Annotated in this window: 9 protein-coding genes and 1 pseudogene; 7 read left to right on the plus strand and 3 right to left on the minus strand. The window is 71.6% G+C overall.

What is annotated here, in order from left to right:
* Positions 1 to 10: 10 nt before the first annotated feature.
* Positions 11 to 2,302 carry a glycogen debranching protein GlgX gene (glgX, locus tag IE134_RS15140; RefSeq protein ID WP_189430750.1) on the minus strand — a complete coding sequence of 764 codons (2,292 nt, stop codon included), beginning with the start codon at positions 2,300 to 2,302 and terminating at the stop codon, positions 11 to 13.
* A gap of 152 nt (positions 2,303 to 2,454) precedes the next feature.
* Between glgX and IE134_RS15145 the strand changes: the two genes are divergently transcribed.
* The 7 genes and pseudogenes from IE134_RS15145 to IE134_RS15175 all read left to right on the plus strand — a co-directional run.
* On the plus strand, positions 2,455 to 3,696 hold the full coding sequence (locus tag IE134_RS15145; protein WP_097992319.1) for a L,D-transpeptidase: 1,242 nt from the start codon (positions 2,455 to 2,457) through the stop codon (positions 3,694 to 3,696).
* 277 nt (positions 3,697 to 3,973) lie between these two features.
* Positions 3,974 to 5,224, plus strand: a complete 1,251-nt coding sequence (locus IE134_RS15150; protein WP_189430752.1) for a L,D-transpeptidase — start codon at positions 3,974 to 3,976, stop codon at positions 5,222 to 5,224.
* A 91-nt stretch (positions 5,225 to 5,315) separates the two neighbouring features.
* Entirely contained in the window at positions 5,316 to 6,083 is a 768-nt protein-coding gene (locus tag IE134_RS15155) for an enoyl-CoA hydratase/isomerase family protein (protein WP_010060061.1), read from the plus strand.
* A 297-nt stretch (positions 6,084 to 6,380) separates the two neighbouring features.
* Positions 6,381 to 6,896, plus strand: coding sequence for an ATP-binding protein (locus IE134_RS15160; RefSeq protein WP_030715057.1), 516 nt, complete (start codon positions 6,381 to 6,383; stop codon positions 6,894 to 6,896).
* A gap of 407 nt (positions 6,897 to 7,303) precedes the next feature.
* Entirely contained in the window at positions 7,304 to 8,125 is an 822-nt protein-coding gene (locus IE134_RS15165; RefSeq protein WP_189430753.1) for a polysaccharide deacetylase family protein, read from the plus strand.
* A 39-nt stretch (positions 8,126 to 8,164) separates the two neighbouring features.
* Complete coding sequence (locus tag IE134_RS15170; protein ID WP_030715054.1) at positions 8,165 to 8,380, plus strand: EF-hand domain-containing protein; 216 nt, start codon at positions 8,165 to 8,167, stop codon at positions 8,378 to 8,380.
* A gap of 414 nt (positions 8,381 to 8,794) precedes the next feature.
* Positions 8,795 to 9,277: pseudogene (locus IE134_RS15175) on the plus strand (CopD family protein); the annotation flags it as partial.
* On the opposite strand, the gene IE134_RS15180 reads toward IE134_RS15175, so the two are convergent.
* Positions 9,274 to 10,797, minus strand: coding sequence for a carboxylesterase/lipase family protein (locus IE134_RS15180; RefSeq protein WP_189430758.1), 1,524 nt, complete (start codon positions 10,795 to 10,797; stop codon positions 9,274 to 9,276). The pseudogene IE134_RS15175 and the gene IE134_RS15180 sit on opposite strands and share 4 nt — an antisense overlap.
* 184 nt (positions 10,798 to 10,981) lie before the next feature.
* Positions 10,982 to 11,848 (minus strand): terpene synthase family protein, encoded by an 867-nt coding sequence (locus IE134_RS15185; RefSeq protein WP_435810470.1) that lies wholly within the window; start codon positions 11,846 to 11,848, stop codon positions 10,982 to 10,984.
* Positions 11,849 to 12,335 lie beyond the last annotated feature (487 nt).

A 12,335-nucleotide genomic window follows, 5' to 3' on the forward strand; every position in this document is an offset into this window, starting at 1 on the left:
TCCCACCCCGCTACTCCACCACCCGCAGCAGCAGCACCGAACGGGCCGGCACCGTCATCTCCGTACCGCCGTCCAGCAGCGTGCCCGGAGCCTCGGCCTGTTCCTCCCGCGAGGTGTCCAGGACCAGTTCGTACGCGTCTCCCCACGGCGCTCCCGGCAGGACGAAGGACGTCGGCTCCGCGCCCGCGTGCAGGACGGCCAGGAAGCTGTCGTCGGTCACCGGCTCGCCCCGCGCGTCCCGCCCCGGGATGTCCCGCCCGGAGAGGTAGAGCCCGAGCGTCGAGGCGGGCGCGTACCAGTCGCCCTCCGTCATCTCCCGGCCGTCCCGGGCGAACCACGCCAGATCCCGCAGCCCGTCCGGAGCCTGCGCCCGGCCGGAGAAGAACGCGCGGCGCCGCAGCACCGGATGGGTCCGGCGGAGCGTCAGCACCCGGGCCGTCAGCGCGGTCAGCTCCCGCCACTGCGGCTGGTCCAGCAGCGACCAGTCGACCCAGCCGGTCTCGTTGTCCTGGCAGTAGGCGTTGTTGTTGCCGCCCTGCGTCCGGCCCATCTCGTCTCCGGCCACCAGCATCGGCACCCCGGTGGACAGCAGCAGCGTGGTCAGCAGATTGCGGAGCTGACGGCGGCGCAAGCGGTTGATCTCCGGATCGTCGCTCTCGCCCTCGACCCCGCAGTTCCAGGCCCGGTTGTCGTTCGTCCCGTCCCGGTTGCCCTCCCCGTTCTCCTCGTTGTGCTTGTGCTCGTAGCTGACCAGGTCGCGCAGCGTGAAGCCGTCGTGCGCGGTGACGAAGTTGACCGAGGCGTACGGGCGGCGCCCGCCCCAGGCGTACAGGTCGCTGGAGCCGGTCAGCCGGTAGCCGAGATCCCGTACGTCGGGGAGCGCGCCGCGCCAGAAGTCCCGTACGGCGTCGCGGTAGCGGTCGTTCCACTCGGTCCACAGGGGCGGGAACGCCCCCACCTGATAGCCGCCGTTGCCGACGTCCCACGGCTCCGCGATCAGTTTCACCCGGCGCAGCACCGGGTCCTGGGCGATCACCGCGAGGAACGGGGAGAGCATGTCGACGTCGTGCATCGAGCGGGCCAGCGCCGCCGCCAGGTCGAAGCGGAAGCCGTCGACGCCCATCTCGGTGACCCAGTAGCGCAGCGAGTCGGTGATGAGCCGCAGCACCTGGGGCTGCACGACGTGCAGGGTGTTGCCGCAGCCGGTGTAGTCGGCGTAGCGGCGCGGGTCGCCCTCCAGGCGGTAGTAGCCCCGGTTGTCGATGCCGCGCAGCGACAGCATCGGCCCCAGCTCGCCCGCCTCCGCGGTGTGGTTGTAGACGACGTCGAGGATCACCTCGATCCCGGCGTCGTGCAGCGCGCGCACCATCCGCTTGAACTCGCCGACCTGCTGGCCGGCCGTGCCGGACGCGGAGTAGTCGGCGTGCGGGGCGAAGTAGCCGATGGAGTTGTAGCCCCAGTGGTTGTGCAGCCCGCGCCGCAGCAGATGGTCCTCGTGGGCGAACTGGTGCACCGGCAGCAGCTCCACCGCCGTGACGCCGAGCCGGGTGAGGTGCTCGATCGCCGCCGGATGCGCGAGACCGGCGTACGTGCCGCGCAGCTCGGGCGGGATGTCCGGGTGCCGCTTGGTGAAGCCGCGCACGTGCAGCTCGTAGATGACGGAGTCGGCCCACGGGGTCTTGGGCCGCCGGTCCTCCACCCAGTCGTCGTCATCGTGGACGACGACGCCCTTGGGGACGTACGGGGCCGAGTCCCGGTCGTCGCGCACGGTGTCCGCGACACGCTGGTCCGGCCAGTCCCGAACGTGCCCGTACACCTCGGGCGGCAGGCCGAAGGTCCCGTCGACGGCACGGGCGTAGGGGTCGAGCAGCAGCTTCGCCGCGTTCCAGCGGGCCCCCGTCCACGGGTCCCAGCGGCCGTGCACCCGGTAGCCGTAGCGCTGACCGGGCAGTACGCCGGGGACGAAGCCGTGCCAGATCTCATGGGTCAGTTCGGTCAGCGGGCAGCGCGTCTCGACGCCCCGCTCGTCGAACAGACACAGCTCGACCGCCTCGGCCCCACCCGCCCACAGCGCGAAGTTCGTCCCCGCCACCCCGTCCGGGCCGACCCGGAAGCGGGCCCCCAGCGGCATCGGGGCTCCCGGCCACACGGCGGGGGCCGGGGCCGCGGCCCGTACGGCTTCGGCGTACTCCGTGCGCTGCACCTCCACGATCTCCGCCCGGAGGGCGGCCACCGTCCCCGGATCCTGCACCGCCTCCCGCTCGGGATCCTGTACTGCCTCCTGCTCGGCTGCGCTCGACACCGTGTAGCCTCCCGCGGCTCGTGGGACGGGCACCTTCGAGGGGGCGCGCGGCGTCCCGGCCGCGGCCCTTCGGGGTAGTCCTCCCCTCTGTTCTGCCCACCGGGCGGCCCGCACTCACGTTTCCCCCGACCGGCCCTGGTCGTTGGGGGAGCGTGAACCACACAGCGAAGAGCGCACGAGCCTCGTCGGCCGCCGTGCTGACCTGGGCAGGACTGCTGACCGTGCTGGCCCTGCTGACCGGCTGCACCGACACCCGGGAGGCCCTGCTCAACGGCAAGGCACGGTCCCCCGGCGACGTGATCAGCGTCTTCCCCGAGAACGGGGCCAAGGACGTCGACGAGGAGACCCGGATCGCGGTGAAGGTCCCCGACGGGCGGCTGGAGAGCGTGAAGGTCATGCGGATCGAGGACGCGCAGCAGCAGACGGTCGCGGGGCGCATCGCCGAGGACGGACGCTCCTGGGCCCCGGAGCCCAGGGTGGCCCGGCTCGCCCTCGCCGCGAAGTACAGCATCGACGCGGTCGCCGTGGACGCACAGGGCCGCCGCTCCGCCCGGCACGCCACGTTCACCACGCTCGTGCCCGAGCACCGCTTCATCGGCTACTTCAAACCGGAGAACCGGTCCACCGTGGGCACCGGCATGATCGTTTCCTTCGCCTTCAACCGCCCGGTCGCCGACCGGGCGGCGGTGGAGAAGGCCATCCGGGTGACGTCCGATCCGGTGGTGGAGGTCGCCGGCCACTGGTTCGGCAAGGACCGGCTCGACTTCCGCCCGAAGACGTACTGGAAACCCGGCACCGAGGTGACCGTCGACATCGGGCTGCGGGACGTCGAGGGCGCCCCGGGCGTCTACGGCAGCCAGGACAAGACCGTCGTCTTCACCGTCGGCCGCCACCAGATCTCCCGGGTCGACGCGGAGGCCAAGACCATGGAGGTACGCCGGGACGGCGAGCTCGTCAGTACGGTCCCGATCACCGCGGGCGCCCCGAAGACCACCACGTACAACGGGAAGATGGTGGTCACCGAGATGCACGAGGTGACCCGGATGAACGGGGCGACCGTCGGCTTCACGGACAAGAAGGGCAAGGGCGAGTACGACATCAAGGACGTACCGCACGCGATCCGGCTCACCACCTCCGGCACCTTCCTGCACGGCAACTACTGGGCCGACGAGTCCGTCTTCGGCGAGGAGAACGTCAGCCACGGCTGCATCGGACTGCGCGACGCCAAGGGCGGCGGGGGCTCCACCCCCGGCGGCTGGTTCTTCGACCGGACCCTCATCGGCGACGTGGTCGAGGTCGTCAACTCCAAGGACAAGAAGGTCGCCCCGGACAACGGGCTCAGCGGCTGGAACATGACCTGGAAGAAGTGGACGGCGGGCTCGGCCCTGCGCTGAATTCCCGGGGTTCCGGCTGCCTGTTCCGCACAGGGCCCCCGCCCGGGCCGCGTCGCCCTCGCATGGCCGCCCCGGCTCCGGCGGCTCCACCCCCGGCACCCCGCGCCACCTGCACAGCTCCCCGCGATCCCGCCGGACCAGTTGGGACGGAACGGTGACATTCCGGAGGGAGTTCACCGCGCCCGCGATGTGATTATCTTGCGGCGGGCGTGCAGGTGTAGCGCGCGGGGGTGCGGGCCATGGCGGGAGCCGGGCCGTGCGAGGGGAGACGACCACAGTGAACGGGCAGCCGATATCGGGGGCATCGGCCGGGGCGAGCGGGAAGCGGCGCGGCGGACCGGGGCTTCTGGCCCTGGTTCTGGGGGCACTGCTGGTGCTGGTGACGGCGTGCGGAGGCGGCGGCAGCGACGACGCGGGGGACAAGAAGGGGCCGGCGGGCGGTACGAAGAAGGAGGACACGACGGCCTCGCAGGCGGTCGTGACCATCGCGCCCAAGGACGGGGCGGATTCCGTGGCGACCAGCGGCGCCCTGAAGATCGGCGCCGAGCAGGGCAAGCTGACCACGGTGAAGGTCGCCGACCCCAAGGGCAACGAGGTCGAGGGCGAGATCTCCGCCGACGGCGCGAGCTGGACGCCGGAGCGGCACCTCGCCGCCTCCACCAAGTACACGGTGCACGCGGTCGCCAAGGACTCCGAGGGCCGTGAGTCGGCGAAGGACACCACCTTCACCACGCTCGTCCCGGCGAACACCTTCATCGGGCACTACACGCCGGAGGACGGCTCCACCGTCGGCGTCGGCATGCCGGTCTCCATCAACTTCACCCGTGGCATCACCGACCCGGACGCGGTGGAGAAGGGCGTCAAGGTGACGGCCGAACCGGCCGTCGAGATCGAGGGCCACTGGTTCGGCAACGACCGCCTCGACTTCCGCCCGGAGACGTACTGGAAGCCGGGCACCAAGGTGACCGTCGAGCTCAACCTCGACGGCGTCGAGGGCCGGCCGGGCGTCTACGGCAAGCAGGCCAAGACGGTGAAGTTCACCATCGGCCGCAGCCAGGTCTCCACCGTCGACGCGAGCGGCAAGCGGATGAAGGTGGTCCGCGACGGCAAGCAGATCAAGGACATCCCGATCTCCGCGGGCGCCCCGGCGACGACCACGTACAACGGTCAGATGGTCATCAGCGAGAAGCTCAAGGTGACCCGGATGAACGGCGACACCGTCGGCTTCGGCGGCGAGTACGACATCAAGGACGTCCCGCACGCCATGCGGCTGTCCACCTCGGGCACCTTCCTGCACGGCAACTACTGGGGCGCGTCCTCGATCTTCGGCAACACCAACACCAGCCACGGCTGTGTCGGTCTGCGCGACGTGCGCGGCGGCTACGACAACCAGACGCCGGCGGCCTGGTTCTACAACAAGTCGATGATCGGCGACGTGGTCATCGTGAAGAACTCCAAGGACAAGCAGATCGCTCCGGACAACGGCCTCAACGGCTGGAACATGGACTGGGAGGAGTGGAAGAAGTAACGCTCTTCCCCTCTTCGACCGACCCGGCGGGCCCGGTGCTGTGACCAACGGCACCGGGCCCGCCGTCGTTAGCGCTGGTTAACCTCTAGTCATGACTGTGACCTTCGAAGTACGCGACGGCGTCGGCACCATCCAGCTCGACCGGCCGCCCATGAACGCCCTGGACGTCGCGATCCAGGACCGGCTGCGGGAGCTGGCCGAGGAGGCGACCCGGCGCGAGGACGTGCGCGCCGTGATCCTCTACGGCGGCGAGAAGGTGTTCGCGGCGGGCGCGGACATCAAGGAGATGCAGGCGATGGACCACACCGCGATGGTCCTCCGCTCCAAGGGCCTCCAGGACGCCTTCACCGCCGTCGCCCGCATCCCGAAGCCGGTCGTCGCCGCCGTCACCGGTTACGCGCTCGGCGGCGGCTGCGAGCTGGCTCTCTGCGCCGACTTCCGGATCGCCGCCGACAACGCCAAGCTCGGCCAGCCGGAGATCCTCCTCGGCCTGATCCCCGGCGCGGGCGGCACCCAGCGCCTCGCCCGCCTGATCGGCCCCTCCCGCGCCAAGGACCTGATCTTCACCGGCCGCATGGTCAGGGCGGAGGAGGCCCTGACCCTGGGTCTGGTCGACCGGGTTGTCCCGGCCGCCGAGGTCTACGACCAGGCACACGCCTGGGCCGCCCAGCTGGCCAAGGGCCCCGCACTGGCGCTGCGCGCGGCCAAGGAGTCGATCGACGCCGGCCTGGAGACGGACATCGACACCGGCCTCACGATCGAGCGCAACTGGTTCTCCGGTCTGTTCGCCACGGAGGACCGCGAGCGGGGGATGCGCAGCTTCGTGGAGGAGGGGCCGGGGAAGGCCACGTTCCTCTGATCCGTAGTCAGATGACCGGTGATCCGTAGTCAGGTCGGGCCCGCCGATAGTCGGGTCGGGTGGGCCTCGCGTGCGGGGTTCACCAATCAGGGCGGATTATCCGGGCCTTAAGGCAACCTTAAGGCCCGGTGCCGTCGTCGTCCGGGGCGTGCGCGTCGGGTGGGGCGTCGTCGCAGCTCAGGCCGGTCGTTCGTGGGGTTGGATTGCCATGGGCATATGCCGAGAGCCTTCCCAGAACGACGTCGGCTCGGGGTGCGGATTCCGAAGGAACGGCCCCGGAAGGCGATACGTGCGGCCATGATGGTGGGCATGGCGGGCCTGGAGGGTGTGGAGCAGCCGCGACCGCGCAGCAGCGCGACGGCGGCACGCAGTTCGTCGATCATGGATGACGAACAGGCGTTCAAGGCGCTGGAGTTGTTCGGAAATCCGACCGAGGCGGAAGTCCGGCTGCCGTCCCGCCCGGAGTCGGCGGCGACGGCCCGTCGGCTCACCTCCTGCGTCGTGCTCCGCCAGTGGGCCCTCTCGCCGCAGACCGCGGAGTACGCGGTGCTCCTGGTCTCCGAGCTCGTCGGCAACGCGGTGCGTCACACCGGGGCCCGGGTCTTCGGGTTACGCATGGTGCGCCGCCGGGGGTGGATCCGTGTCGAGGTGCGTGACCCCTCGCGCGGGCTGCCGTGTCTGATGCCGGTGCGTGAGATGGACGTCAGCGGCCGCGGGCTCTTCCTCGTCGACAAGCTCTCCGACCGCTGGGGCGTGGACCTGCTGCCGCGCGGCAAGACCACGTGGTTCGAGATGCGGATCTCCGACCGCTGATGCGGGGCAGCCCCGGGGCGACCCTGCCGCCGGAACGCAGAAGCCCCCGGTCGGCCGTGGTGCGGCGCTGCGGGGGCTTCTGACGGAGGCCGTGGCATGGGGGGTGTGTCCACGGCCGCTCAGGGCGACCTGGCCCGGGTCAATGGGGGTCGTGGCTCCGACTATGGCAGATGGGCGACCCCGGTGCCAAAGCGACTTGTCGGAATATTTAAGGAACAAACGGGCAACTCTCGGTTGAATCGCAGGTGTGCTCGGTCACTCGCCTGGTTTTCCATGCATTTTTATGGCGACGTTTGAATGATTCATTGATCATCTACTGAACTGCTCAATCGTCCCATTTCGCTCGTTCCGCCCCTACTGTGTCCCCCGGGAATCGGTCGTACCCGTGGAACGTGAGGTGGTCGGGCATGGACGGACGCAGGGCTCCGATGGGCCGCCGTGACGTGCTGGGCGCGGGGGCCGGGGCGCTGGCCGCCGCCCTTGCCGCAGGCTGTGCCGCCCCGGCCCCCGGGGCCCCGGCCGCCCCCGGGCCCAGCGCCCCCGGCTCCGCCGCCCCGGCCACCCTCCCGGCCGCTGCCCCGCGCCGCTTCCCCGGGCTGCCCTTCCGGATCGCCCACGGCCCCCGCGACCGGCCCCGCGTCGCCCTCACCTTCGACGGGCGGGGCGATCCGGACCTCGCCCGCACCGCACTCGCCCGGTGCGAACGGGCCGGGGCGCGCGTCACGGTCCTCGCGGTCGGCACCTGGCTCGCCGAGCACCCCGGACTGGCCCGCCGGATCCTCGACGGAGGCCACGAGATCGGCAACCACACCGAGCACCACCTCGACCTCGCGGCCCTGGACGAGCGCGCCGCGTACGAGGAGATCGCCGCCTGCGCCCGGCGGCTGCGCCGGCTCACCGGATCCATCGGCGCCTGGTTCCGGCCCTCGCCCACCGCGTACGCCTCCCCGCTCGTCCAGCGCCTCGCCCGGCGGGCCGGCTACCCCCATGTCCTCGGCTGCGACGTGGAGTCGCGCGACCACGCGGCCACCCGCGTCGCCGCCGTCACCCGGAAGGTCGCCGGGGAGCTGCGCAACGGATCGGTGGTGGAGCTGAGCCTCGGCCGCCCGGTCACCATCGAGGCGCTGCCGCTGCTGCTCGCCGAGATCGGCCGCCGCGGGCTGCACGCGGTGACGGCCACGGAGCTGCTGGACCGACCGGCCGCCGACGTCACCCGGACGGCCCGATAATCTGACCCCTGACATTCGGCATCACGAAGGGGCGGAACAGTGGCGGACATCGAGTCGGCGCGCGCGGTATTCGAGAAGTTCGACGCGAACGGCGACGGCCTCATCACGGCCAACGAGTACAAGAGCGCGATGGCCCAGCTGGGCGACCCCTTCGTCACCGAGACGGTGGCGCAGGCGATCATCAACGCACACGACGGCAACGGCGACGGCCTGCTCACCTTCGACGAGTTCTGGGCCGCGCAGAACAAGGCCTGAACCACGTAGAGCTTCATCCGCCGCGGCGGTCGGTCCCGCGCCGTCGGGGGCCGACCGCCGCCGCGTACGTCCGGAGGGACCCCTTCGGTGCGGAGCACGGTGGTGAGCCCCGCGCCGGGTATCCGGAGTTCGCCGGTGCCGCGGGCCATGAGGCCGGGCCCGAACAGCGCGATGAGGAGGGCGAGGACGCCCGCCGCGCCGAGCAGGAGAGGGATCGTCCACAAGCGGCGGGCCGACGCCGCCCCGGACGCTCGCTCGGATATCTCAGATATCTCGCCCGTCTCGCCGACGAGCGGTACGGCGCTCGGCGCGCCGCTCGCCTGCATCGTCGGCGTGGCCGGATCGGCCGGGGGTCCGGAGAGCATCACGGCTCGATCCTCGCGGGTGGACAAAGCCACAGCAAGCCGCGCACGGCGGGCGGAGGCCCTGCGCGCCCACCCGGAGGTGTACAGCCCGGAGTTCGGCGCCGCCCTCACCGTCGTCCATCTGACGGCCGCGTCGCTGTGGACCGGCGGGCTGCTGTACGTCCTGCGCACCATGTGGCTCTGGCGCGGCTCACCCATCGCGGCCCGCGCCCTGCTCGGCCGGTACGCGCGCCTGGCGATCTGGCTGTACGTCGCCCTCGCCGCCACCGGGACCGCCTCGGCCCTGCGCCGGCTGCCGCTGGACGTGGTGTTCACCTCCGCCTACGGGCGCACCCTGCTGCTCAAGCTGGCGCTGATGGCCGTCGTCAGCGTGCTGGCCCTGGCGGCGCGGCGGGGGATGCTCCGGGACACCGACCCGTCGGTCGCGCACCGGCTGGCCCGCCGCGAACAGGTCGTGCTGGGTCTGGTCGTGGTGGTCTCGGCGGTCCTCACCGTGGTTCCTGACCCGCACTGGATCTCGCTGCGCCCCTAATCCCGCTGCCAACTCCGCAACTCGTCGTCGCGCGGGGCGAGGACCACGGCCGGGCCGTTCCGGCCGTCCTCGGTGTCCTGGCCGTCCTGGCCGAAGAACCCGACCGGCCGTCGCGCGTCCCAGGACGGCCACCCCGGGTCCCCGCCCGTCGCGAAGTCCACCCAGGCCCGGTGCATCGTGTCCGCCAGTTCCTGCGGGGCGTCCGGTCCTGTCAGGGCCCGGGTGTCGGGGTGGGCGAGCGTGTCGAAGACGAAGCCCAGCTCCAGCGCGTGGCAGGCGCCGAGCCGCTGTACGGGGGTGGGCCAGCCGAACTCGTACACGTACGTGGCACCGGGCGCGGCCGTCCGGGCGTCGGCCAGCCGGTTGAGCGGGACCCGCAGCAGCAGGTCCGTCGCGAGCGCGCCGAGGATCTCACCCGGCGTGGCGTCCGGGCGGTTGGCGCGGTAGGTGCGGGCGGTGGCGTTCGGCACCCGGAACTTCAGCAGCGCCAGCCGCAGCTTCAGCCGGCTGATCTTCTCGGTGAGGCCGCCGGGCACGAACCAGAGCCGGTACTCCTCGGTGTTCGTCCCCAGCAGCAGGTCCACTCCGTCGGACGCGCCCGCCTGCAGTGCTTCCATCGGGTCGTGGGGCAGCAGGTCGCCGTCGACGACGAGCTGGAAGGAGTGGCGGCCGGTCAGCGGGTTGCCGCCGCTGGTGACCTCGGTCTGCGCGGTCAGCAGCGCCTCCGGGTCCACGGCGGCCAGCGCGGCGGCCGTCGCGGGCACCCCGAGCCGTTTCGCGATCAGCTCGGTCGTCCCGCGCGCCGCGTCCGGGGGCAGCGCGGTGGGCGCCCCGCTCTGGAGCACCGCCCGCCGGAAGAGCCCCGCCGACCGGGGCGCGGCCAGCAGCCCGGCGATACTGATCGCGCCCGCCGACTCCCCGGCCACCGTCACCCGGTCCGGGTCGCCCCCGAACGCCGCGATGTTCTCGCGCACCCACTCCAGGGCGGCCAGCTGGTCCAGCAGGCCCCGGTTGGCGGGCGCGTCCGGGAGGACGCCGAAGCCCTCGACGCCCAGCCGGTAGTTGACGGAGACGAGGACCACCCCGTCCCGGGCGAACGCGGACCCGTCGTACACCGGCACCGCCGAGGAGCCGTGCACCAGCGAGCCGCCGTGGATCCACACGAGGACGGGCAGCAGCCCGGCGGCCCGGTCCGGCCGCGGCGAGGGCGTCCACACATTGAGGTTCAGCCACCCGTCGCCCGGCACCGCCGGGTCCGGCAGCAGCCGGTCCAGCGGCGGGGCGTAGGGCCGCTTCGGGGCGGTCGGACCGAACGCCACGGCCTCGCGCACCCCCGTCCAAGGCTCGGGCGGTTCCGGCGCGCGGAACCTCCGCGCGCCCACCGGTGCGGCCGCGTACGGGATGCCGCGGAAGACGGCGACGCCCCGTTCCACGGCACCGCGCACGGTGCCGTGCACGGTGGTCACCTGCGGGGCGCCCGCCACGCTGTCGTGGGGAGCCCTTGCCGCGATGTCGGTCATGATGCCTGCCGATCCCTCTCGCCGGGCGGCCCTTCGTGCCGAAGACCAGGGCACGGACGTATGCCTGCCCCGAAGCGGTGACCCGCGACACCCCCCAGGCGGCTGATCGGCCGGTGGGCGTCCAGGTCGGCCCGTACCCGGGCCCGGGAATCCCCCCGGGCCCGGGTACGGGCGGTCCGGCCGCTCAGGCCGCGAAGTACTGGGACAGCGAGTCCCGTTCGTCCAGCTCCACCAGGTCCGGACGGGTGTAGCGCTCGGCGCGCGCGTGGTAGTCGAAGTCACCCCGGACGAGGCCCCGGTAGTCCTGGACGCAGCGCTCCAGGGCCGCCCGGGTCGGGCCGGTGATGCCCGCCGCCTCGATTTCCTGGATCAGTTCCTTTTCCGCCCGCTGCACCCGCTCGGCTATCCGGGCCAGTTGGATCCCGGCCTCGTCCACGGCTTCCTGGAGGGTGCATCCGCGGTCGCGCTGAATGAGGCGTACGGCGTTGTGCTCGTAGCCGAGGGCGGCTTCCTTCTCGAAGGAGCAGATGTCATTGCAGAGCCCGGAATGATCGGTGACCGCGTTCCGCAGGGCGATATACGCGGGCAGGCTCCGGGCGGAATCCGGGAGATCGATTTCCGCGGTGATCTCGTGCAGGCAGAGAAAGGGCTGCATGGCGACCGAATCCCGCCGGTGCTTGGCGAATTCGGAGCGGCTCGGCACCTGTCCGGCGGCCCGCTCGACGGCTTCGGCGTAGTACGTCCACAGCCAGGCGGCGGTGTCCCGCCGGAACTGCCGGTTCCACTGCGGCGACCGTCCGGGGCAGGTCCGGTCCCGCAGCCCGGCGAGCGCCCGCTCCATGGGCCCGTTCGGTGCGGCCCCGTCGAGGACGTCCACCAGGCGGGTGATCGCTTTCTCGCACATCAGCGGATTACGTCCGGCCGGTCCGTCGTCGAACTCGTCGTCCACCAGGAAGGCCCAGAAGAGCCATTGACAGAACAGGTCGAGATGGTCCTGCGAGGCCTTCGGGAAGATGAGGGATATCCACAGTTCCGGACGGGTTCGGATCATCTTCTTCCGGGCCGGTACGGAGAGGTCGAGTCCCTCGGATTCGGCCCATTCCCAGGCGGCCTCACGAGTTTTCGCCAGGCCTGGGTGGCATCCAGCACTCTGGAACGGCATATGAAACGCCGGTAACGTGATCTGGCTCATTGCTGCCCCTCGTCTGATGAATACGGGCGGACGATGTGAACGGCGCATTCCGGGTGATCGAGCAGGGGACGGGCCCGTCGGAAAGCGGCCGCCGCGAGCCTCGGGGACCGGGCGCCGGAGCGGCGTCGCGAGGCGGGAGGGCTGGCCAACCGCTGTCCTCCTTCCTCCGCCGGGAGCCACGGAGCCCGGGCAGGGCCGGTGAGCCGGTGGGCGGGCGCGTCACCATGTGTAATGCCCAGTCAACCGCGTGTGGGGGTGCCGAGGGAAGCCATTTGTGACCGAAATTGTTTGATCGTCAATAACTCTCTGATCGTTACTGGGGCGTTGGTGAACTTCTGGGGCGGCG

Origin of the sequence: Streptomyces rubiginosohelvolus, from assembly GCF_014649875.1 — a bacterium.
GTDB classification, from domain to species: Bacteria; Actinomycetota; Actinomycetes; order Streptomycetales; family Streptomycetaceae; genus Streptomyces; species Streptomyces rubiginosohelvolus.